The sequence below is a fragment of the Pseudomonas sp. R4-84 genome (assembly GCF_054130985.1).
This window is the reverse complement of the sequence record NZ_CP096390.1, coordinates 5,580,605-5,603,438: the sequence shown is the minus strand read 5'-3', so window position 1 is coordinate 5,603,438 and position 22,834 is coordinate 5,580,605. Positions and strand designations below refer to the sequence as shown.

Below are 22,834 nucleotides of genomic sequence, written 5' to 3'. Positions count from 1 at the left end.
GCTAACTCGCTTCGCAAGCCTCGCTGCCCGCCGCCACGCTCTCCAGACGATATCCATACCCATAGATCGTCAGCAACTGCCAGCCCCGATCCGCCGTCAGCCCTAGTTTGTTGCGCAAGCGGTAGATGTGGGTGTCGAGCGGACGGGACGAGGTCATTTCCTCGTGGGTCCAGAAGCGTTCATAAAAATACTCCCGGGACAGTGGCCGCCCGAGGTTGGCGAACAGGCAGCGAGCCAGGCGATATTCTCGTTCAGTCAGGCTGATGGGAATGCCAGCGCGGGTAACCGTGAGTTCCGCGTCGTCGAATTCGAGGTCGTTGAATACCAAGACATCACTGGTCGGTATGCGTTGCAGGTTATGACGGCGCAGTACTGCCGTAACCCGGGCCTTGAGTTCATTGGGACGGAATGGCTTGCTGACGTAGTCGTCGGCACCGGCATTAAGGGCTTGGACAATGTCGTGCTCGCCGTCACGGCTGGTGAGCATGATGGCAGCCGGTGGTGAGTCCATGTGCTCGCGTGTCCAGCGAAGCAAAGACAGTCCGCTGATATCCGGCAACTGCCAGTCGAGTATCAGCAGGTCGAATGTTTCGCGGCGCAATTGGCGCAACAGATCTTCGCTTCGTTCGAAACTATGCAGTGTCCAGGCTTGCTCGCCCCTTCCGGGGATCTGTTGCAGTGTCTGTTCCACCCGGCGTAGTTCGGCCGGTTCGTCATCCAGTATGGCGACACGCATGGGACGCGATTCCTTGATCTTGAAAATACTGACATCCACAGGGGCGATGAAGGCAACTCAGCAGCTGACTTGTTTCACTCTCCTGTCGCAGGCTGAGACAATACCGGCTAGTGGCGACGAGGGAAAGGCAGCCGCATGCCACGATCGAGTCCGCTATAGTCTCGGGCTTGACGCTGAACGTATGACGCGCCAAGCCATGATCAATACCCCCCAGTCCATGTTCCGTCAGGTTACTTATGAGCAACCCGCGTCGCCATGAAAGTCGTGAACCCACCCAAGTCCAACGGTTGTTTCGTCGTTGGGTTCGCGAATGGTTGTGGATAAGTCTTCTCCTGTTGCCAACGACCGCGTTGATGTCGTATTGCGTGCATTCGGATCGCGATGGGACGGTCGCCGCCTTGCTATCAACATGTCTGGTGGGCTGCGTCCTGGGTTCGCTGCTGTTGCGCCCGCGCTTTGCCCTGGGAACGACATTGGCAGGCATGGCAGCGGCCCTACTCGTAAGCCTGTTGCTGGACGCGCAGGGTAGGTCGTGGTCGCCGGCACCTAGCCTGCTGGGCATGCTCGGCGGTTATCTGATCTGGAACTGGCGGCGCTTGAGCGTGGTGCTGGCTTATTTTGGTTGGGAGTTGGCACGCCTGGATGCGGAGCCGAAGGTATTCCCGGAGCGTCGTCGCGCGTCCTATATCGGCAGTGATGGTCTACAAGGACAAGTCATGGCGTTGGAACAGGCCATGAATCGCACGCGGGACACGCGACGTTTTATTGCCGACGGCCTGGAGTATTTGCCGGTGGCGACGATGATCAGCGATCCGCAAGGCAACATACTGCTCGGCAATCGCAAGGCCCGTGAGTTGTTCGATCATGCCCTGGTGGGCGCGGATGTGCTGGAAGCACTGGCACGGCTGGGTTATCCCGCATTGGCGCACTCCCCTGCCCACCGATTGTCCACATTGCCGTTGGTTGAGTTTCGCGACATACGTGAACGCAGCCTGCGGCTGGAAAGAGCTGCGCTGCTGCCAGTTGATGGGGACGTCCCTATAGGTTGGCTGATGAGCCTGACGGACCTGAGCGCCGAGCGGGCGGCCGAAGAGCAGCGCAGTGTCATGCTCCGCTTCCTTTCCCATGACCTGCGCGCCCCCCACTCGGCCATCCTGGCGCTGCTCGATGTGCATCGGCATGACGCAGGGGCTGAAAACCCACTGTTCGACCAGATCGAGCGCCAGGTCCGTCGTGCCTTGGACCTGACTGACGGGTTCGTCCAATTGGCCAAGGCTGAATCAGACGCCTACCAGTTCCGGCCGACGCTGTTTGCAATGCTGGTCCTGGACGTCATCGACCAGGCATTACCCATCGCCCAGGCCAAGAACATCCATCTGCAATACCAACTGGATGATGACGAAGCGACAGTCAACGCCGATCAACCCCTGCTGACTCGCGCACTCTTCAACTTGCTGGAAAACGCCATCAAATACAGCACGAGCGAAACCTGTATTTCACTGCATGTGCGATGTGCGGAGGGTTGGTTGACTTGCGATGTGGTTGACCAAGGCAAAGGCATCGATGCCGGGGAGCTGCCAGACCTGTTCATTCAGTATCGACGCTTTTCTTCAGCTCATGGCGTGGATGGCATTGGCCTGGGACTGTCCATGGTCAAGGCAGTCGTCGATCATCACGGCGGGGAGATTGAATGCCGTAGCGAAGTGGGGGAAGGGACAACCTTCAGCTTGCGATTTCCGCTGTTGAGCTAAAAATCGCAGCTTCGACGAACACCGAAGCTGCGTTTCAAGAGTGCTATAAAAACTTATGCACCTTTTCCGCTGTTTTATGTGCTTAAGAAATATACTTTAAAAACAAGGCATTAGGAAATAAAAGCAACTAAATTCAGCGAAACGGTACACAGGTTATCCACAGTTCTCAGACAGCGAGCGTGTCCGGCGTTGCCGGTGCGGCGGGGGCTGATGGTAGCGAACCCAAATCCCTTTGCGTCTGTTCGTTCCAGGCCTGGACGCGGTCGTTGAGCTCAGCGATTGCCCGGGGGCCGCTGCCCTCTGCATACATCGGTGCGCCGATGACCACGGTGATGGTTCCAGGCGTTCTGATCCAGCCCGTCTTTGGCCAGAATTTTCCGGCATTGTGTGCAATCGGCAGCACCGGCAGGCCTGCATTTACAGCCAACGCCGAACCGCTGCGGGAGAACTTTCCGATCGTCCCATAGGGCACGCGGGTGCCTTCGGGAAAAATGAGGACCCAGACGTTGTCCTTCAGCAGCTCATCGCCTTTTTGCGCCACTTGCTTGAGCGCAACCTTGGGGTTGTCGCGATCAATCGCGATCGGGCGCAGCATCGCCATGGCCCAGCCGAAGAACGGTACGAACAGCAGCTCGCGCTTGAGGACCTGGCTCAATGGCTCGAAATAGGCCGAAAGAAAGAAGGTTTCCCAAGTGCTCTGATGGTTGGACTGGATGACGCAAGGCCGGTCGGGCACGTTCTCGGCACCCTTCACTTCGTAACGAATGCCCAGGAACACCTTGCTTAGCCAAAGTGCGCAGCGGCACCAGTAGACGTTGATGAAGCGGTAGCGCGTCCTGAACGACATGAACGGTGCGACAAAAAAACTCAGCGTGCACCACAACAAGGAACTGGTGCCCAGCAGCAGGTAAAAGAGGAAGCTTCTGATGGCCTGCAGTATCGACATAGCGGCGTCTACCATGCGGGGAATGCCCGCCGTTCAAGCGCTTCCCGAACAATCCTTGATCAGGATGTCGGGGAGCCCTAGTTGTGGATAAGTTCAGCGGCAATCGCCGCCAGGTCGTCAAATATCAAGGTGCCCACCGGTAGGGTCTTGCCCAGAGTCTTCTCGCCTTTCCCGGTCTTTACTAAAACTGGCTGACAATCGACGGCCTTGGCCGCCTCCAGGTCACCGAGGCTGTCGCCAACGAACCATACGCCCGCCAGCGCAACGTCATAATGCGTGGCGATGGTTTTCAACATGCCGGGCTTGGGCTTGCGGCAATCGCAGCCCTCGTCCGGCCCGTGCGGACAATAAACGATCAGGCCGATTTCACCGCCCTGCTCGGCCACCAGCTCGCGCAAGCGCTCGTGCATGGCGTCCAGGACGGTTAGCTCGTAGTAACCGCGGGCAATGCCCGACTGGTTGGTGGCCACCGCCACCGTCCAGCCGGCTTTGCTCAACTGCGCAATGGCCTCGATGGAACCGGGGATCGGCAACCATTCCTCCACCGATTTGATGTAAGCATCGGAATCGTGATTGATCACGCCGTCCCGATCGAGAATCAGCAGTTTCAAGGCTTACCCCAGCAGCGAAATATCGGCAACACCAAGGAACAACCCGCGCAGACGCGCCAGCAGTGCATAGCGGTTGGCCCGTACGTTGGCGTCTTCAGCGTTGACCATTACCGCCTCAAAAAACGCATCCACCGGTTCGCGCAACGCTGCCAGGCGTGCCAGGGTTTCGCTGTACTGACGCGCCGCCGCCATCGGTTGGACCGCCTGGTCTGCCTGCTGGATCGCCGAATACAGGGAAAACTCGTTGGCGTTGTCGAAGTACTTGGCCTCGACGGTGGCCGCGATATTGCCTTCGGCTTTGCCCAGCAGGTTCGATACACGCTTGTTCACCGCCGCCAGCGCAGCGGCTTCCGGCAGTTTGCGGAACGCCTGCACCGCCTGTACGCGTTGGTCGAAATCCAGGGCGGAGCCCGGCTTCAGGGCGCGCACCGACAGGTAGGTCGCGACGTCGACGCCTTCGTCTTCATAACGCGCACGCAGGCGGTCGAAGATGAATTCAAGCACCGCATCGGCCAGGCCGGCAGCCTTGACCTTGCTGCCGAACGCATTCACGGCGAAGGCCACGGCGTCGTTCAGGTCCAGGTCCAGCTGCTTGTCGATCAGGATGCGCAACACGCCCAGCGCCGCGCGACGCAGTGCGTACGGGTCCTTGCTGCCAGTGGGCAGCATGCCGATACCGAAGATCCCGACCAGGGTGTCGAGCTTGTCGGCGATCGCCACGGCCGCACCGGTCAAGGTGGTTGGCAACTCAGCGCCGGCACCGCGCGGCATGTACTGCTCGTTCAGGGCCAGTGCCACGTCTTGCGGCTCGCCATCGTTGAGGGCGTAGTAATAACCGGCGATGCCCTGCATCTCCGGAAACTCACCAACCATCTCGGTGGACAGGTCGCACTTGGAAAGAATGCCGGCACGGGCTGCGCGCTGGGCGTCACCGCCGATGCGTGGGGCAATGAATGCCGCCAGCCTGGAGACACGCTCGGCCTTGTCGTAGACGCTGCCGAGCTTTTCCTGGAAAACCACGTTCTGCAAACGCTGGTTGAAGCTTTCCAGGGATTGTTTCTTGTCTTGCTTGAAGAAGAACTCAGCGTCTGTCAGGCGCGGGCGAACCACTTTCTCGTTACCGGCGATGATCTGCTGCGGGTCATTGCTTTCGATGTTGGCCACGGTGATGAAGCGGGGCAGCAGCTTGCCCTCCGCGTCCAGCAGGCAGAAGTACTTCTGGTTGTCCTGCATGGTGGTGATCAGCGCTTCCTGCGGCACTTCAAGGAAGCGTTCCTCGAACGAGCACACCAGCGGCACCGGCCATTCCACCAGCGCGGTCACTTCGTCCAGCAGGTTGGCCGGCACGATTGCCGTACCTTCCTGGCTGGTCGCCAGCTCTTCGGTGCGCTTGCTGATCAGCTCGCGGCGCTCGTTGGCGTCGGCCAGCACATAGGCGGCGCGCAGGTCGGCCAGGTAGTTGGCCGGCGACGTGATGCGTACGCTCTGAGGATGATGGAAACGGTGACCACGGGAATCGCGACCGGCCTTCTGCGCCAGGATCGTGCAATCGATGACCTCGTCGCCGAGCAGCATCACCAGCCATTGGGTCGGACGCACGAATTCTTCCTTGCGCGCGGCCCAGCGCATGCGCTTGGGAATCGGCAGGTCGTTCAGGGAATCTTCGACAATGGTCGGCAACAGGCTGGCGGTCGGCTTGCCCTTGATGCTCTGGCTGTAGCGCAGCTTCGGACCGCTCTGGTCGATCTCGCTCAGGTCCACGCCGCACTTCTTGGCGAAGCCCAGGGCGGCCTGGGTCGGGTTGCCGTCGGCATCGAACGCGGCCTGGCGTGGCGGGCCGTCGAGGTTGATGCTGCGGTCCGGCTGCTGGGTTTCCAGGGCGGTGATCAGCACGGCCAGGCGGCGCGGCGCGGCATAGACGTGCTTGGTTTCGAAGTTCAGGCCAGCGGCTTGCAGGCCTTTTTCGATGCCGGCCAGGAACGCATCGGCCAGGGTGTTCAGGGCTTTGGGTGGCAATTCTTCGGTGCCCAGTTCAACCAGAAAATCTTGAGCACTCATTGTGCAGCCTCCAGCTTAGCCAACACTTCATCACGCAGGTCCGGGGTCGCCATCGGGAAGCCCAGCTTGGCACGGGCCAGCAGGTAGGCTTGCGCAACGGAACGCGCCAGGGTGCGTACACGCAGGATGTATTGCTGGCGCGCGGTCACGGAAATCGCCCGGCGCGCATCCAGCAGGTTGAAGGTATGGGATGCCTTCAACACCATTTCATAGCTCGGCAGCGGCAGCGGCTGGTCCAGTTCGATCAGGCGCTTGGCTTCGCTTTCGTAGAAATCGAAAAGTTCGAACAGCTTGTCGACATTGGCGTGTTCGAAGTTATAGGTCGACTGCTCCACTTCGTTCTGGTGGAACACGTCGCCATAGGTCACTTTGCCGAACGGGCCGTCGGCCCACACCAGGTCATAGACCGAATCCACGCCCTGCAGGTACATGGCCAGGCGCTCGAGACCATAGGTGATCTCGCCGGTGACCGGGTAGCACTCGATACCGCCCGCCTGCTGGAAGTAGGTGAACTGGGTCACTTCCATGCCGTTGAGCCAGACTTCCCAGCCCAGGCCCCAGGCGCCCAGGGTTGGCGATTCCCAGTTGTCTTCGACGAAACGAATGTCGTGCACCAACGGGTCGAGGCCCACGTGCTTGAGGGAGCCCAGGTACAGTTCCTGGAAGTTCTCCGGGTTCGGCTTCAGGACCACCTGGAACTGGTAGTAATGCTGCAGGCGGTTCGGGTTTTCGCCGTAGCGGCCGTCAGTCGGGCGGCGGCTGGGCTGCACATAAGCGGCGTTCCAGGTTTCCGGGCCGATGGCACGCAGAAACGTGGCAGTGTGGAAAGTGCCGGCGCCTACTTCCATATCGTAGGGCTGAAGTACCACGCAACCTTGCTCGGCCCAGTATTGCTGGAGGGCGAGGATCAAGTCTTGGAAGGTACGCACGGCTGGCGTAGGCTGGCTCACGAAATTCACCTGTTTCTTGGGCTGCGATTTAAAGAGCGGGAGTATACCCGATTCGTTCGTGCGCACGCCCCCTGGAGCCTTATGCCACGCTGCTTTTGGTGTTCCGAAGATCCGTTGTACATGGCTTATCACGATCAAGAGTGGGGCACGCCGCTGCGCGATGCGCAGGGTCTGTTCGAGTTGCTTTTGCTCGAAGGGTTCCAGGCAGGGCTGTCCTGGATCACTGTTTTGCGCAAACGCGAGCGCTACCGGCAAGTGTTGTACGGCTTCGAGGTGCAACGGGTGGCGCAGATGAGCGACGCGGAAATCGATGAACTGATGCTCGACCCCGGCATCATCCGCAACCGTCTCAAGCTCAAGGCTGCACGCCGTAATGCCCAGGCCTGGCTGGCCCTGGAAGACCCGGTGGCATTCTTTTGGTCGTTCGTGGACGGCAAACCCATCGTCAACCATTTCAAGGACCGCACCGAAGTGCCGGCCATCACGCCTGAGGCGTTGGCGATGAGCAAAGGCCTGAAAAAACTCGGGTTCACCTTTGTCGGGCCGACTATTTGCTATGCGCTGATGCAGGCATCGGGCATGGTCATGGACCACACCCAAGACTGCGACCGCTACGCCGAGTTGGTAAACGGCGGTTAGAATAGCCGGCTCGCAACACGGCCCATACATTCAGGAGTGACCTGTGGATAAGTTGAAAGGCGCCTTGCTGGTCGGCGCTCTGCGGTTGTTTGCGCTGCTGCCCTGGCGAGCGGTGCAGGCGGTAGGCTCGGCCATCGGCTGGCTCATGTGGAAATTTCCCAACCGTTCCCGCGATGTGGTGCGGATCAACCTCGCCAAATGCTTTCCCGAGATGGACCCGGCCGAGCGCGAACGCCTTGTGGGCCAGAGCCTCAAGGACATCGGCAAGTCTCTGACCGAAAGCGCCTGCGCCTGGATCTGGCCGGCCCAGCGCTCCATCGAACTGGTGCGCGAAGTCGAAGGCCTGGAGGTGCTGAAAGAAGCCCTGGCCTCGGGCAAGGGCGTGGTTGGCATCACCAGCCATCTGGGCAACTGGGAAGTGCTCAACCACTTCTATTGCAGCCAGTGCAAACCGATCATTTTCTACCGTCCGCCCAAGCTCAAGGCGGTGGATGAATTGCTGCAGAAGCAACGCGTGCAATTGGGCAACAAAGTAGCGGCGTCGACCAAGGAAGGCATCCTCAGTGTCATCAAGGAAGTGCGCAAAGGCGGCCAAGTGGGCATCCCCGCCGACCCGGAACCGGCCGAATCCGCCGGCATCTTCGTGCCCTTCTTTGCCACCCAGGCCCTGACCAGCAAGTTCGTGCCGAACATGCTCGCTGGCGGTAAAGCAGTGGGCGTGTTCCTTCATGCCCTGCGCCTGCCGGACGGCTCCGGCTACAAAGTCATCCTCGAAGCCGCCCCGGAGGCGATGTACAGCACCGACACCGAAACGTCCTGCGCCGCCATGAGCCAAGTGGTGGAGCGCTACGTGCGGGCCTACCCAAGCCAGTACATGTGGAGCATGAAACGCTTCAAGAAACGCCCGCCGGGCGAGGCGCGGTGGTACTGACGACCTGTTGCTTGGGTGGTGAATGCACGATCGTGAACACCCAACAACCCCTGTGGGAGCCAGGCTTGCTCGCGACAGCGTCATGACATCCGCCGCATGACCCATTGACGCCACCCACCTGTGGCGAGGGAGCTTGCTCCCGCTGGGCTGCGTAGCAGCCCTACTCAGCTTCCTGGGTGACCGAAGTTCCGACTTTATCGGTCTGGAGGGTTACGAGCTGGCGGCATGGTCGGCTTCCTGACGGCTGACTGATCACGAGGAGGCGCAAAGCCTCAATCGTGTCCATGATTAAACGCCTGTGGTATCGGAAACGCTGGGATTGCAAAGCCATCTCTAGTCCATTGGATGACCGTCCAGCCAGAACGATCGCACTTCCTATGGTTCATCAATCAAGGAGTCCCCTCATGAACATCGACTTCACCGGACGTCACGTCCTGGTCACCGGTTCCACCAGCGGTATCGGTTTCGCGACCGCCAAAGGCTTCCTGGAAGCCGGCGCCCATGTGGTCATCAACGGTCGCAGCGAGAGCAGCGTGGAGGATGCGTTGCAGCGGTTGGGTGATCTTTCCTCCAAGGCCACAGGCTTTGTGGGCGATCTCAGTAACGAGCGAGGTTGCCAGACACTCATCGCCAAGCACCCCAGCTTCGATATCGTCATCAACAACCTGGGCATTTTCAAACAGCAAGACTTCTTCGAAACGCCGGACAGCGAATGGCAGCGCTTCTTCGAAACCAACGTGATGTCCGGTGTGCGTGTTTCCAGGGCTTATGCACAGGGTATGGTCGAGCGCGGTTGGGGGCGGATTGTATTTGTCTCGTCGGAATCGGGCGTGAACATTCCCGCCGACATGATCCACTACGGCTTCACCAAAACCGCGCAACTGTCCATCGCTCGCGGCCTGGCCAAACGCCTCGCCGGCACTGGCGTGACGGTGAACTCGGTGTTGCCTGGGCCGACGCTTTCCGAAGGCGTTGCCCAGATGCTCCAGGCAGACGTCGAGCGCAGCGGGGAAAGCCTGGAAAAGGTCGCGGCAGACTTCGTCAACGAGCATCGCAGCACCTCGATCATCCAGCGCGCGGCACGGGTAGAGGAAGTCGCCAACATGATCATCTACGCCAGCTCGGAACAGGCCTCGGCTACCACCGGCGCGGCGTTGCGTGTGGATGGTGGCGTGGTGGATAGCATCGTTTAGGCTGCCCTGACACATTGCAAAGACGCCGCTTCTCGTGAGAGATAAGCGGCGTTTCTATTTTGGAAGTACATAGGAGGATTCGACCGTTTTTTAACGATGAACGGGTAGTTCAACCCACTCTGTTTTCGATCAGTCGATCCGAACCACCTTCGGCTACGCGATTTTCGATCAGCCGATCCGAGCCGCCTTCAGCGACCCGGCTTTCGATCAGCCGATCCGACCCCCCCTCAGCGAACGTGGGTTGAACAAAGGGAGTCGCGAACGCATTGCCGAGGGACAGAGCCAGAAGCGAGCCAACGAGTATTTTGCTAAGAGTGTTCATGTCCAGATCCTTTTATTCGTGGAGGAAGTGAGTTAGACGGTGACGTGCAAACGAACGTCGACGTTGCCGCGTGTCGCGTTGGAGTACGGGCAAACCTGGTGAGCCGCATCGACCAGCGCTTGAGCATCGGCTTGATCCAGGCCTGGCAGGCTGATGTGCAGGTCGATGTCCAGGCCGAAACCACCAGGGATCTGGCCAATGCCGACATGGGCCGTGATCGAAGCGTCAGCCGGAATGCTGCGTTTGCTTTGGCTGGCGACAAATTTCAGCGCGCCGATGAAGCAGGCCGAGTAACCCGCTGCGAACAATTGCTCGGGGTTGGTAGCTTCCCCTCCGGCGCCGCCCAAGGCTTTTGGAGTGGCCAGTTTCACGTCGAGAATTTTGTCGCTGGAAACAGCACGGCCATCACGGCCACCGGTGGAGGTTGCGACTGCGGTGTAAAGAACGTTCATGGTGTTTCCTCATTTGCTGATTGATTGGATCGATTTTTGTTTGCGCCAAATGTTTGTGCGCTAACCAGTGACGTTAAAATTAATGCATGAATAATTAGCGCGCAAGGTAAATTTCAAAATATTTCCCTGCTTTTGGTTAACCCGTTGATATCTATGAATATTTATTTTCAGCCGTCACAGTCGCGTCAGCACGTGCGCGCCGTGAGGGAATCGGAGGAAGGAGCCATTAGGGGAAAGTCAAAAGGGCCAGCGCAATTGCAGGCCTTCGAAGAGAGGAACATCACAAGCAAATGATGGATTCTTGATCATGCCCCGTAGAGCATGGGCATCATCAAATTCCGACTGGTGATGCAAAGCCAATCCGGCTAAGCAACAGCCACTCGATTACGCCCCAGCGCTTTTGCCCGATACAGGGCCTTATCCGCATCGTTCATCAAGCTATGGAGATCCTTATTGCAGGCCTCCGTCGACGCGACGCCGAGGCTGGCTGATATGCCGTGAACAGGCTCGATCATCAAACCCGCAATGGCATCGATGAGCTGTTCTGCAATCTGGGTAGCGACCTCGATTGAAGTGTCTGGAAGCAGAATGGCGAACTCTTCCCCACCGAGCCGGCCATGTATATCCGTCGCCCGAAACGACGAACTGATCACCGTCCCCATCTCGCGTAAAACCTGATCCCCGACTTGGTGGCCGTAGGTGTCGTTGATGTGCTTGAAGTGATCCATATCCAGCATGACTGCGCACAACCCTAACCGGTTGCTCTTACATTCATCATAGAGCTGCTGGGCATGCTCAAAAAAAGCCCGCCGACTCTTCAGGCCGGTCAGTTCATCGGTTTGTGCGGCACGGGTGGAGATGCTGTTTGCCTGTTCCATCTCACGGGTGAGACGAAAGGCAATTTCCAGGGCTTGGGACATTTTGTGCGTGGCGCGAGCGGCAAATGCCGCGAACACCAAGATTGAAAGTGCCATGCCGACTTGAATCGGAGACGGTTGAAAGAGCAGCCAGACGGTGCACGGGAACAGCACCAGGCCAATGGAGGCCAGGGTCATATCGCGGTAAGCCGAATAGCAGGACACCGCACTGACAGACATGCCCACGGTAAACAGCATGACCAGTGCCTGGGACAACAGATCGTCCGCTGGCATCAGCACGAACGCACCACCGCCCCAGATGCTGGCGGATAGCACTAGCGTGACCCAGTACCTGCGCTCCCAGCGTTGTGGCGTACGCTCACTTTCGTCGCTGCGCAGATAGGCTATGAACATCGCGATACGCAACAGCGTCGATGCGGTCAGGATTAATAGCCACCAAGCGATAGTGCTGTGGTCAAACCGATCCCAACACAGCCAACTCAACATGATGGCAGCCAGGTAACTACCGAAAACCGCAGAAACAGACTGGCGAAACAGTTGCTGCAACCGATCTGTTCGAACCTGCTCGGCTATTACAAAATCCTGGCCATTGCGCAATCTTGGGCCATCCATTTGAACCACCTGATTATGACGCAGCGAAGAAGGCGATTGTGGCACCCTGCCATTAGCGCAAACAACTGAATTAAGCCCACAGCCCCAATTGCACCGAACTTAGTGGCGAGGATGCTTGCTTCCGCTGGGCCGTGACAGCGGCTCAACCTGCTAAAGAAAAAACCCGACGCTTCACGTCGGGTTTTTCGTGGCTACGACTGCAACCCGATGCGCTCAATGCTAGCGGATTACTCGACCTGCGACAGCTTCGCGTCGTCGCAACCGGCGGCACGGCATTCGCGCTCGATAGCCTTGAGTATGACGATACGCGCCTCAGTCTTCTCATTGGCACAGTCCAAGTAGAGCAGGCCATCGTTGGAACAGGCGTTGTCACGAGTCTTGATCCACTGGATCTGAGCGGCTTTCACTTTTTTCTTTTGATCCGGATTCAGCGCGCTCATCGTCTTCTTGTATTGATCATTGATGTCCTGATCTGACTGAACCATTTTCAGCGATGCGCAATAGGTTCTGTCATAGGCGTTTCTAGGATTATCGCAACTCATCGCAGACGCCGATGCCGATGCCGTTGCCAGCAATGCCCCAACCAACAAAGACTTGATCACTACTTCTCTCCCTGAATGCCCTCTATTGATTAGAGGTTGCGGCGCGAATTTATCATGAGGGTTTGTAAAACAATAAAAGTATTTGATTCAGCCATTTCTTTACCGAGCGGCAACCAGCTTGTTGTTTTAGCTCTTTATTCCAAGCATAAAAAAACGGGCCTGCATTCCCACGCAGCCCCGTTTTTTTGCCACCTGATCAGCTCAAAACGCCGGCAAAACTGCCCCTTTGTACTTCTCCAGAATGAATTTCTTCACTTCCGGCGTATGCAAAGCCGCCACCAGCTTCTTCATCGCTTCACTGTCCTTGTCGTCCGGACGGGCAACGAGGATGTTCACATAAGGCGAGTCGTTACCTTCAATCACCAACGCATCCTTGGAAGGATCAAGCTTGGCTTCCAACGCATAGTTGGTATTGATCAGCGCCAGATCCACCTGGGTCAGTACCCGCGGAATGGTCGCGGCTTCCAGCTCACGGAACTTCAGGTCCTTCGGGTTTTCAACGATGTCTTTGGTGGTCGACAGGATATTGTTCGAATCCTTCAACTTGATCACCCCAGCCTTCGCCAACAGCAACAGCGCACGGCCGCCGTTGGTGGCGTCGTTAGGAATCACCACGTTGGCGCCGCCTGGCAGTTCTTCCAGCTTTTTGTATTTGCTCGAATACGCGCCCAGTGGCTCCAGGTGCACACCCGCCACGCTCACCAAGTGCGTGCCCTTGGCCTTGTTGAACTCATCCAGGTACGGCTGGTGCTGGAAGAAGTTGGCGTCCAGGCGCTTTTCAGCAACCTGTACGTTCGGCTGGATGTAGTCGGTGAAGACCTTGACCTTGAGGTCCACGCCTTCGTTCGCCAGCGCCGGTTTGACGAATTCGAGGATTTCCGCATGCGGCACCGGCGTGGCCGCGACGGTCAGGGTATCGGCGTGGGCAGAGAACGCTGCGGCGGCAGCGAAGGCAACCAGTAGTTTTTTCATTCAGCTAACTCCTTTTTAGGCGCCTGCTCTCGACGCCGCCAGCGAATGGCCGGCTCATGGTTTTATTGGCGCGAGGCCTTATTTTCTAGAGAAATGCACAACCAGTTTGTCGCCCACGGTTTGCAGAACCTGAACCAGCACCAGCAGCAACACCACGGTGACGACCATGACATCGGTCTGGAAACGCTGGTAACCGAAGCGGATCGCCAGGTCGCCCAGACCACCGGCGCCGACCACACCGGCCATGGCCGTGTAGGACACCAGCGTAATGGCTGTCACCGTAATCGCTGCAAAAATGCCCGGGCGGGCTTCCGGCAGCAAGGCGTTGACGATGATCTGCCGCGTGGTGGCGCCCATGGCCTGGGTCGCTTCGATGATGCCGCGATCCACTTCGCGCAGTGCCGTTTCCACCAGGCGAGCGAAGAACGGGGTGGCGCCGACCACCAGCGGTGGGATCGCGCCGGCCACGCCCAGGGAGGTGCCGGTGATCAACACCGTGAACGGGATCATCACGATCAACAGGATGATGAATGGCAGCGAACGCAGGATGTTTACGACCAGCGACAGCAGCGCATAAACGCCGCGGGCTTCGAGCAACTGGCGCGGGCTGCACAGAAACAGCAACACGCCCAGGGGCAAGCCGAGCAGCACGGTGAACAGCAGCGAACCGAACAGCATCAGGAAGGTGTCGCCGGTGGCCAGCCAGATTTCCAGCCAGTCGATATTGGAGAAGAACGAACTCAACAGTTCCATTAGCGCAGCACCTCCATGTGGACATCGGCCGCGGTGAAGCGGGCGAACGCCGCCTCCATGTCACCGCCGGTGATGGCGAGGGTCAGTTGCCCGTAGGGGGTGTCTTTGATGCGGTCGATACGTCCCGCCAGGATGCTGTAGTCCACGCCGGTCTCCCGGGCGACGGTGCCGAGCAACGGCGCGTAGGTCGCATCGCCTTGGAACGTCAGACGCACGATGCGTCCTGGGACGTGGGCGAAATCGTCGCGCTGTTCGCTTTCGTCGATCTGCTCGTCTTCCTGGACGAAACGTTTGGTGGTCGGGTGCTTGGGGTGCAGGAACACGTCGGCCACCGGGCCTTGCTCGACGATTACGCCAGCGTCCATCACCGCCACTTGATCGCACACTCGGCGGATCACGTCCATTTCATGGGTGATCAAAACGATAGTCAGCTTCAGCTCGCGGTTGATCTCCGCCAGCAATTGCAGCACCGAGGCGGTGGTCTGCGGGTCAAGGGCACTGGTGGCCTCGTCGCAAAGCAGGATCTTGGGTTTGGTCGCCAGGGCACGGGCGATGCCGACGCGCTGCTTCTGGCCGCCGGACAATTGCGCCGGGTATTTGCGGGCATGGTCTGAAAGCCCTACCCGCGCCAGCAGCTCGGCGACGCGCCGGTCGATTTCGCTGCGGGACAATTCGCCTGCCAGCGTCAGCGGCAGCGCCACGTTGTCGGCGACAGTCTTGGATGCCAGCAGGTTGAAGTGCTGGAAGATCATCCCGACCTGTTGACGGAAACGGCGCAGGCCGCTGGCGTCCAGGGCGGTGACTTCTTCGCCATCGACGATGATCTTGCCGCCCGTGGAATCTTCCAGGCGATTGATCAGGCGCAGCAGAGTACTTTTTCCTGCTCCGGAATGGCCGATGAGGCCGAAGACCTGACCGTTCTCGATTGTCAGGCTGGTCGGATGCAGGGCGGGGATATCCCTACCGGCAACCCGGTAGGTTTTATGGACGTTTCGAAACTCGATCACGTAGCGAACCTTGTGGGGCGCGTTGAAAAAGGATCAGCGGTAAGCCGGGCGCGCATTTTAGCCTGTCCTTATAGGGGTTCTTAGCATTTATTTGAGATTGAACCAGCGAATTGGCAATAAGGCGATCAAAGGACATTAAAAAGGAACACAGCGAAACGGTACTGGTCACTCATTAGGCAACTCAAAACATGCCCAGGTACCGTGCCTGGCGCATCGAACTCACGGGTCCTGGCCACGGCGGGGATCGCAACGAGGAGTCACGCCTGATGAGCACTAAAAAGCCTGCCGCCCCTAGCCAACTGGCCGGGACCGATACCTTGGATCGCACCAACACCAACGCCAAGCTCGAAAGCCTGGAGCAGTTTCGCTCCGATGCCACGGAACAGGCGCTGCGCACAAACCAGGGCGTAAAAATCGCCGATAACCAGAACACCCTGCGTGCCGGCGCCCGTGGGCCATCGTTGCTGGAAGATTTCATCATGCGTGAGAAAATCACGCACTTTGACCATGAGCGGATCCCGGAGCGCATCGTCCATGCCCGCGGGACCGGTGCCCATGGCTACTTTCAGGCCTATGAATCACATGCGGCCCTGACCAAGGCTGGTTTCCTGCAAGACCCCAATAAAAAAACGCCTGTGTTCGTGCGTTTTTCCACCGTGCAGGGTCCACGCGGTTCCGGTGACACCGTACGGGACGTGCGCGGTTTTGCCGTGAAATTTTTCACCGACGAGGGCAACTTCGACCTGGTGGGCAACAACATGCCGGTATTTTTCATCCAGGACGCGGTGAAATTTCCAGATTTTGTCCACGCGGTGAAACCCGAGCCCCATAACGAAATCCCCACCGGTGGCTCGGCCCACGACACCTTTTGGGATTTTGTCTCATTGGTTCCGGAATCTGCTCACATGGTGATATGGGCCATGTCCGACAGGGCGATTCCAAAGAGCCTGCGCACGATGCAGGGTTTTGGCGTGCACACCTTCCGTATGATCAACGCTGAAGGGCGCAGCAGCTTCGTCAAGTTCCACTGGCGGCCCAAGGCGGGCACTTGTTCCCTGGTGTGGGACGAAGCCCAGAAGCTTGCAGGCAAGGACACCGATTATCACCGTCGCGATCTGTGGGAATCCATCGAGATGGGCGACTACCCCGAGTGGGAGTTCGGCGTTCAGATCGTTGCCGAGGAAGACGAGCATAAATTCGACTTCGACTTGCTCGACCCGACCAAGATCATCCCAGAAGAACTTGTGCCCATCACCCCGTTGGGCAAGATGGTACTGAACCGCAACCCGGACAACTTCTTCGCCGAGGTGGAGCAGATTGCGTTCTGCCCAGGACATATCGTGCCGGGCATCGACTTCACCAACGACCCATTGCTGCAAGGACGGCTGTTTTCATACACCGATACGCAGATCAGCCGACTCGGCGGCCCGAATTTTCATGAGCTGCCTATTAACCGCGCCATCACGCCCGTGCACAACGGCCAACGTGATGCGATGCACCGCACCACCATCGATAAAGGGCGCGCGTCCTACGAGCCGAACTCCATCGACGGTGGCTGGCCGAAGGAAACCCCGCCAGGTCCTCAAGATGGCGGTTTCGAAAGCTATCCGGAGCGTATCGACGCCCACAAGATCCGCCAGCGCAGCGATTCGTTCGGTGATCATTTCTCCCAGGCTCGGCTGTTCTACAAGAGCATGAGCGCCCACGAACAAGAGCACATTATCGCGGCCTATAGCTTCGAGCTGGGCAAGGTGGAGCGCGAGTTCATCAGGGCGAGGCAGGTAAACGAGATTCTCGCCAATATCGATCTGGAGTTGGCCGGGCGCGTTGCGAAAAACCTCGGCTTGCCGGCGCCCACCGCCTGTACGGTTGATGTTCCGACGCCTTCGTTGCAGCAGTCCCCGGCATTGAGCCAGGCGAACCTGCTGTCCGGCGACATCAAGACACGCAAGGTCGCGGTGTTGGTGGCGAATGGCGTCGACGGCGCGATCATCGATGCGCTCAAAAAGGCGCTGGAGGCAGAAGGCGCCCACGCGAAGATCCTTGGTCCGACGTCCGCTCCAGTGACGGCGGCCAACGGACAAACGCTGCCGGTGGATGCTTCGATGGAAGGCCTGCCGTCGATTGCCTTCGACGCGGTGTTTGTACCGGGTGGCGTGGAGTCGATCAAAGCCTTGAGTGCCGATGGAGTGGCGTTGCACTACCTGTTGGAAGCTTACAAACACCTCAAGGCCATTGCGCTGCATGGCGAAGCCCGGCAGTTGTTGGTGTTGTTGAAGCTAGAGGCGGACGCAGGGTTGATTCCGGATGCTGACGCGAGCAAGTTCCAGGCGTTTTTTGACGCGATTGCTCAACATCGGGTTTGGGCGCGGGAGGCTAAGGCCAAGGCGGTTCCGGCCTAAAGGAAATTTGTTGTCCGCCGGGACGCTATCGCGAGCAAGCTCGCTCCCACGGGGGTTAGTAGTCGTTCACTAAACTCATGGGAAGCGAGCGTGCTACGGGCAGCGTTCCGACGAGGCTTTGTCAGGGCTTGCGCGGAGTTAGAACCAACTGCGCAGGCACGTTGCGTAAAATTTGCTTGCGCAGTTTCAGATCGAACCCAGGATCTAGCTTCTTGACTCGTTTGCTCAGCAATGTGGCCAACCAAGGGTAATCATCGGTGCGCGGCACCTGGATGCTGACATCACACTTGAAATTCACAATATCTGCGGCGATGGCGTCCAGTTGATGACGCATTTGCCGAATATCACCTAGATTCAACGCGACTGTTGTGCTGGGTGCGCTCGGATCGATCATTTTGGCGACCGGCTTGGCTTCGGCGGCCTTGAGATCGGCCTCGGCTTTTTCCAGGTCGGCTTTACGCGCTTCGGCAATCGCGCTGTTGACTTCGCCGGTAAGCGCCGGCGCCTTTGGCATCAGGGCGCGAGCTCGGCTAAGGGCCGTGGCGGCGGCATTTACATCGCCTTTCTGCAGATCGATCTGGCTACGGCGCAAGTACGCCTCGGCCAGTTGACGCTGGTAAGGCTCCAACGATGGGTCTTCCGGCGATTGAGCCTGCAACGTTGCCAATTGATCTTCGGCGGTGGCCAATTCATTGCCGGCCAGGCTCTGTTGCAGCTGCGCGAGGGCCGGACCCCGCGTATCAGGGGCTTGGGTGACCGGCGGCGTGCTCTGGCAGGCGCCCAGCAGGGAAAACGCGACAAGGAGCAGATAACGGGAGGCGAACGGCTTCATTCCTGCGACTCTCTATTTGCGCAAAAAGCGAGCAAGTCTACACCCCTCGACGGGGTAGGACAAAACTCAGCAGAAACAACGCCGCGGCGCTGACCACGATGGACGGGCCGGCCGGGGTGTCCTTGAACCATGAAAGTGCCAGCCCGCCACATACGGCGAGCATGCCCAGCAGGCTCGCGCCCAGGGCCATCTGCTCGGGCGAGCGAGCGTGACGCTGTGCCGCAGCCGCCGGAATGATCAGCAACGAAGTAATCAGCAACACACCGACGATCTTCATCGCCACCGCAATGACAACCGCGATCAACAGCATCAGCGCCAATCGCAGGCCCACCACGGGCAAACCTTCGACCCGCGCCAGCTCCTCATGGACCGTGACCGCCAGCAGCGGACGCCACAGCGCCACGAGCAACGCCAGTACCGCCGCGCTGCCGCCAAGGATCCAAGAGAGATCCGCCGGGCTGATCGCCAGCAGGTCACCGAACAGATAGGCCATCAGGTCGATACGGACGTCACGCATGAAGCTCAGCACCACCAATCCCAAGGACAGGGTGCTGGGGGCCAAGATGCCCAGCAACGTGTCGGACGCCAGCGGCTGGCGCTGTTGCAGGGTCACCAGCACCACCGCCAGCAACAGGCAGCCGACGGTAACGGCCACTGCGGGACTGACGTCCAGCAGGAAACCCAGGGCCACGCCCAAGAGCGCCGCATGGGACAAGGTGTCGCCAAAATATGCCATGCGCCGCCAGACCACGAACGAGCCCAGTGGACCAGCCACGAGCGCGAGGGCCAAGCCTGCAAGCAGGGCATACAACAGAAAATCAGCCATGCTTGCAGCCGTCTCCATGAACATGATTGGAAGCAGAAGGGGCGCTGACCACCGAACCGTGCAGGTCATGGGCATGGTCATGGTGGTGGTGATAAATCGCCAGGCTCTGTGCGTTCTTTCCGAACAATTCGACGAATGCTGGATCACCGCTGACTTGTTCGGGGTGGCCGGAGCAGCAGACGTGGCGGTTGAGGCACACCACTTGGTCGGTGGTGCTCATGACCAAATGAAGATCGTGGGAGACCATTAACACGCCGCAACCATGGCGGTCGCGCAGGCGGGTGATCAAGCTGTATAGCTCGGCCTGTCCCGCGACATCGACGCCTTGCACGGGCTCGTCGAGCACCAATAACTCCGGCTCGCGCAGCAGGGCCCGGGCCAGCAATACACGCTGCATCTCGCCCCCGGAAACACTTTGCACCGGACTGTCGATCACTTGCTCGGCGCCGACTTCCTTCAGCGCCGCCAAGGCTCGCTCGCGATCGACGCCTGGTACCAGGCGCAGGAAGCGCAGGACCGAAAGCGGCAAGGTCGGATCGACGTGGAGTTTTTGCGGCATGTAGCCGACGCGCAACTTGGGTTTGCGCCAGACGCTGCCGCTGTTTGGCTTGAGCAAACCCAGCACGGCGCGCACCAGGGTGGTCTTGCCGGCGCCGTTGGGGCCGATCAAGGTCACGATCTGCCCCGGTTCGACGCTTAAATGGATGTTGTCCAGCACGCTCTGCCCGGCGAACGTCACGGCCACCTGGTCGAGGCGGATCAACGCGTTGCTCATCAGGCCCCCTGGCAGCCGGAGCAGAGACCGACCACTTCGACGGTCTGGGTGTCGACCACGAAGCCGACCTCCCTGGCGCTGGCGATGATCGCGTCGCTGATGGACTTTTGTTCAAGCTCGATCGCCGCATGACATTCGCGACAGATCAGGAACTGGCCCTGGTGGGTGTGCTCCGGGTGGTTGCAGCCGACGAAGGCATTCAGCGACGAGATGCGATGCACCAAGCCGTTTTCCAGCAGGAAGTCCAACGCACGGTAGACGGTCGGCGGCGCGGCCCGTCGGCCGTCCTGCTCGCTGAGCACCGCGAGGATGTCATATGCACCCAGCGGCTTGTGGCTTTGCCAGACCAATTCCAGCACGCGGCGACGCAGGGCGGTCAGGCGCAACCCTTGGCGCGCGCAGATGGCGTCGGCCTCGGACAGTGCGCTGTGCACGCAGTGGGAGTGATCGTGGGGACGACTGGCAAGGGGTGTAATAGGCATGGGCAGCGACGAGTTTGGTGAGAGACGTTATTATGTTACCCGTTCTCGTCTCTCCGAGTGGTCATCGTGTCCCGAATTTTTTCGCTCTTTGTCGCTTTTGTCGCAAGTTTTCTGCTGATCGGCCCGGTCCAGGCGGACGTCAAGGTACTCACCAGCATCAAGCCGCTGCAATTGATTGCCGCCGCGGTGCAGGACGGCGTGGCAGTTCCGCAGGTATTGCTACCGCCGGGGGCTTCGCCCCATCACTATGCGTTGCGGCCATCCGATGTACGCAAGGTGCAATCGGTGGATTTGCTCTACTGGATCGGCCCAGACATGGAAGGTTTCCTACCGCGTGTGCTGAACGGTCGTACCTTGCCTTCCATCGCGGTCCAGGACTTGCCGGGGCTCAAGTTGCGTCATTTCGCCGAGGACAGCGCGTCCCACGAGGATCATGACCATGATCAGGGCGATGACCACGATCACGACCACCGCCCCGGCACCGTGGATGCCCACCTGTGGCTTTCGCCGCATAATGCGCGGGTGATCGCCGCCAGGATGGCGGCTGACCTGAGCGCTGCGGATCCGGCGAACGCTACCCGTTACCAAGGCAACCTCAAGGGCTTCAACCAGCGTCTCGATGCGTTGGATACACGCCTCAAGGCCCGCCTGGCCGGGGTCGTGGGCAAACCTTATTTTGTCTTCCACGAGGCGTTCGATTATTTCGAAGACACTTACGGCCTCAAGCACGCCGGTGTGTTCGCCGTGGCCGCCGAAGTGCAGCCCGGAGCCCAGCATGTGGCGGCGATGCGCACGCGCTTGCAAGCGGTAGGCAAGACCTGCGTCTTCAGCGAGCCGCCGTTGCGCCCGCGCCTGGCCGAAACCCTGGTGGCCGGGTTGCCGGTGAAACTGGCGGAGCTGGACGCACTGGGCGGCTACACCCCGGCGACGGCGCAAGGATATGAGCAGCTGTTGGAAAAGTTGGGCAATGATCTGGCGGGGTGTCTGGAGTCGTTATAACCCCACTGCTCTTGTGGCGAGGGAGCTTGCTCCCGCTGGGCGCGCGAAGCGGCCCTAAAAATCTTGCGGTCGCTGCGCAACCGAGCGGGAGCAAGCTCCCTCGCCACAAAAGCCTTCGCGCCGGCCTGCTGTTATAGGGCGAACGGCAACCCCGCATGAACCGTCTGCCGCTGCGCCAAGCGCTGCTGGAACTCCATGGGATCGTGAATCAACACATCCTGCCCGGCAAACGATTCGGCGGCGATCAACCGCGACAACCAGAACCGCACGCACGCCACGCGCAGCATGGTCGGCCACAGCTGCGCCTCGGCGGCGGTGAACGGCCGTAGCGCGGCGTAGGCCCCCAGCAGTGCTCTTGCCCGGGGACCGTCGAGCACGCCGTCATCGTCCGAACACCAGTCATTCAAGGCGATGGCGACGTCATAAAGCATCGGCCCGGAGCAGGCGTTGTAGAAATCGATCAATCCGGTCAGGTGCGTGCCTTCGAACATCGCGTTGTCGCGGAACAGGTCCGCGTGGATGTTGGCGCGAGGCAGCGCGAGGATGCCGACCTTTTGCAGCGAGATCTCGTCCAGCGCTGTTTCCAGCAGCCGATGGGCTTCGGCATCGAGGCGCGACAACAGCTTGGCACCCTCCTCCTGCATCCAGTCGAGGCCGCGATCGGTCTTGCGCTTGATCATTTTGTCGCGTGTCGCCAGGTGCAGGTGTGCGAGCAATTCGCCGACCTGCGCGCAATGCTGCGAATTGGCCTGCTTGATGTGCTTGCCGGCCAGGCGCGGTTGCAGCAGTGCCGGTTTGCCGGCCAGTTCACGCAACGCAACGCCGTCGGTGGTGCGCAGTGCGTAGGGCACCGGCAGGTTGGCGTCGTGCAGCACGTCCAGCAGCTCGATGAAGAACGGCATTTCCTGCACCGGGCCGCGCTCGACCAGGGTCAGGACGAATTCGCCCCGCTCAAGGCTGATGAAAAAATTGGTGTTTTCGCTGCCAGCGGCAATCCCCTGGAAGTCAAGCAGGCGGCCGAGCCCGTAAGGGGCGAGAAAGGTTTCCAGCTCGGGCCGAGCCAGGGGCGTGAACACAGACATGGTTAAAACTGCCAGTACGGGCG

Annotated in this window: 23 protein-coding genes; 6 read left to right on the top strand and 17 right to left on the bottom strand. The window is 59.5% G+C overall.

The features are described 5' to 3' along the window. Nucleotide 1: 1 nt before the first annotated feature. Entirely contained in the window at nt 2-736 is a 735-nt protein-coding gene (locus tag M1D68_RS25290) for a response regulator transcription factor (protein WP_420766045.1), read from the bottom strand. A gap of 236 nt (nt 737-972) precedes the next feature. Between M1D68_RS25290 and M1D68_RS25285 the strand changes: the two genes are divergently transcribed. Next, nucleotides 973-2,487, top strand: coding sequence for a sensor histidine kinase (locus tag M1D68_RS25285; RefSeq protein ID WP_434608685.1), 1,515 nt, complete (start codon nt 973-975; stop codon nt 2,485-2,487). A gap of 166 nt (nt 2,488-2,653) precedes the next feature. Here the strand turns inward: M1D68_RS25285 and M1D68_RS25280 are convergent, their stop codons facing one another. The 4 genes from M1D68_RS25280 to glyQ form a co-directional block, all read right to left on the bottom strand. Next, the gene (locus M1D68_RS25280; protein WP_420766043.1) at nt 2,654-3,433 is read right to left on the bottom strand and encodes a lysophospholipid acyltransferase family protein; all 780 of its coding nucleotides are present in this window, start codon (nt 3,431-3,433) and stop codon (nt 2,654-2,656) included. Between the two features lie 77 nt (nt 3,434-3,510). Next, nucleotides 3,511-4,044: a D-glycero-beta-D-manno-heptose 1,7-bisphosphate 7-phosphatase gene (gmhB, locus tag M1D68_RS25275; protein WP_420766042.1), complete on the bottom strand. Its 534-nt coding sequence runs from the start codon at nt 4,042-4,044 to the stop codon at nt 3,511-3,513. Between the two features lie 3 nt (nt 4,045-4,047). Continuing rightward, nucleotides 4,048-6,102 (bottom strand): glycine--tRNA ligase subunit beta, encoded by a 2,055-nt coding sequence (gene glyS, locus M1D68_RS25270; RefSeq protein WP_457968825.1) that lies wholly within the window; start codon nt 6,100-6,102, stop codon nt 4,048-4,050. Next, nucleotides 6,099-7,052, bottom strand: coding sequence for a glycine--tRNA ligase subunit alpha (glyQ, locus tag M1D68_RS25265; protein ID WP_022641565.1), 954 nt, complete (start codon nt 7,050-7,052; stop codon nt 6,099-6,101). Before glyQ ends, glyS begins: the two co-directional genes overlap by 4 nt. 81 nt (nt 7,053-7,133) lie before the next feature. Between glyQ and tag the strand changes: the two genes are divergently transcribed. The 3 genes from tag (at nt 7,134) to M1D68_RS25250 (ending at nt 9,815) form a co-directional block, all read left to right on the top strand. Then, nucleotides 7,134-7,691: a DNA-3-methyladenine glycosylase I gene (tag, locus tag M1D68_RS25260; RefSeq protein ID WP_457968823.1), complete on the top strand. Its 558-nt coding sequence runs from the start codon at nt 7,134-7,136 to the stop codon at nt 7,689-7,691. Nucleotides 7,692-7,734: 43 nt separating this feature from the next. Beyond that, on the top strand, nt 7,735-8,622 hold the full coding sequence (locus M1D68_RS25255; protein ID WP_457968821.1) for a lysophospholipid acyltransferase: 888 nt from the start codon (nt 7,735-7,737) through the stop codon (nt 8,620-8,622). Between the two features lie 404 nt (nt 8,623-9,026). Beyond that, a complete protein-coding gene (locus M1D68_RS25250; RefSeq protein WP_457968819.1) occupies nt 9,027-9,815 on the top strand; it encodes an SDR family NAD(P)-dependent oxidoreductase in 789 nt (262 codons plus the stop codon). Between the two features lie 109 nt (nt 9,816-9,924). Here the strand turns inward: M1D68_RS25250 and M1D68_RS25245 are convergent, their stop codons facing one another. The 7 genes from M1D68_RS25245 to M1D68_RS25215 all read right to left on the bottom strand — a co-directional run bounded on the left by M1D68_RS25245 (nt 9,925) and on the right by M1D68_RS25215 (nt 15,413). After that, entirely contained in the window at nt 9,925-10,137 is a 213-nt protein-coding gene (locus M1D68_RS25245; protein WP_434608674.1) for a hypothetical protein, read from the bottom strand. Nucleotides 10,138-10,169: 32 nt separating this feature from the next. Beyond that, nucleotides 10,170-10,589 (bottom strand): organic hydroperoxide resistance protein, encoded by a 420-nt coding sequence (locus M1D68_RS25240; protein WP_030139009.1) that lies wholly within the window; start codon nt 10,587-10,589, stop codon nt 10,170-10,172. Between the two features lie 365 nt (nt 10,590-10,954). Further along, complete coding sequence (locus M1D68_RS25235; protein ID WP_457968817.1) at nt 10,955-12,079, bottom strand: diguanylate cyclase; 1,125 nt, start codon at nt 12,077-12,079, stop codon at nt 10,955-10,957. 227 nt (nt 12,080-12,306) lie between these two features. Next, nucleotides 12,307-12,681, bottom strand: coding sequence for a lysozyme inhibitor LprI family protein (locus M1D68_RS25230; RefSeq protein ID WP_434561468.1), 375 nt, complete (start codon nt 12,679-12,681; stop codon nt 12,307-12,309). A gap of 201 nt (nt 12,682-12,882) precedes the next feature. Further along, a complete protein-coding gene (locus tag M1D68_RS25225; protein WP_434675621.1) occupies nt 12,883-13,653 on the bottom strand; it encodes a MetQ/NlpA family ABC transporter substrate-binding protein in 771 nt (256 codons plus the stop codon). A gap of 78 nt (nt 13,654-13,731) precedes the next feature. Continuing rightward, on the bottom strand, nt 13,732-14,406 hold the full coding sequence (locus M1D68_RS25220; RefSeq protein ID WP_420766034.1) for a methionine ABC transporter permease: 675 nt from the start codon (nt 14,404-14,406) through the stop codon (nt 13,732-13,734). Beyond that, nucleotides 14,406-15,413, bottom strand: coding sequence for a methionine ABC transporter ATP-binding protein (locus tag M1D68_RS25215; protein WP_457968815.1), 1,008 nt, complete (start codon nt 15,411-15,413; stop codon nt 14,406-14,408). The genes M1D68_RS25220 and M1D68_RS25215 overlap by 1 nt, the downstream gene beginning before the upstream one ends. Before the next feature lie 266 nt (nt 15,414-15,679). Here M1D68_RS25215 and katE point away from each other — a divergent pair, with 266 nt between their 5' ends. Then, nucleotides 15,680-17,815, top strand: coding sequence for a catalase HPII (gene katE / locus M1D68_RS25210; protein ID WP_434649495.1), 2,136 nt, complete (start codon nt 15,680-15,682; stop codon nt 17,813-17,815). A 121-nt stretch (nt 17,816-17,936) separates the two neighbouring features. On the opposite strand, the gene M1D68_RS25205 is transcribed toward katE, so the two are convergent. Genes M1D68_RS25205 through zur form a run of 4 tightly spaced genes read right to left on the bottom strand, consistent with a single transcriptional unit; the run spans nt 17,937 to nt 20,730 of the window. Beyond that, entirely contained in the window at nt 17,937-18,647 is a 711-nt protein-coding gene (locus M1D68_RS25205) for a PA5502 family lipoprotein (protein ID WP_434561462.1), read from the bottom strand. Nucleotides 18,648-18,684: 37 nt separating this feature from the next. Then, nucleotides 18,685-19,473: a zinc ABC transporter permease subunit ZnuB gene (znuB, locus tag M1D68_RS25200; RefSeq protein WP_420766029.1), complete on the bottom strand. Its 789-nt coding sequence runs from the start codon at nt 19,471-19,473 to the stop codon at nt 18,685-18,687. After that, nucleotides 19,466-20,248, bottom strand: coding sequence for a zinc ABC transporter ATP-binding protein ZnuC (gene znuC / locus M1D68_RS25195; protein WP_420766028.1), 783 nt, complete (start codon nt 20,246-20,248; stop codon nt 19,466-19,468). Before znuC ends, znuB begins: the two co-directional genes overlap by 8 nt. Continuing rightward, nucleotides 20,248-20,730, bottom strand: a complete 483-nt coding sequence (zur, locus tag M1D68_RS25190; protein WP_434649490.1) for a zinc uptake transcriptional repressor Zur — start codon at nt 20,728-20,730, stop codon at nt 20,248-20,250. Before zur ends, znuC begins: the two co-directional genes overlap by 1 nt. Before the next feature lie 66 nt (nt 20,731-20,796). Here zur and znuA point away from each other — a divergent pair, with 66 nt between their 5' ends. After that, entirely contained in the window at nt 20,797-21,729 is a 933-nt protein-coding gene (gene znuA / locus M1D68_RS25185) for a zinc ABC transporter substrate-binding protein ZnuA (RefSeq protein ID WP_457968813.1), read from the top strand. A gap of 131 nt (nt 21,730-21,860) precedes the next feature. Here znuA and M1D68_RS25180 read toward each other — a convergent pair whose 3' ends face one another. Further along, entirely contained in the window at nt 21,861-22,811 is a 951-nt protein-coding gene (locus M1D68_RS25180) for a homoserine kinase (RefSeq protein WP_457968811.1), read from the bottom strand. Nucleotides 22,812-22,834: the final 23 nt, after the last annotated feature.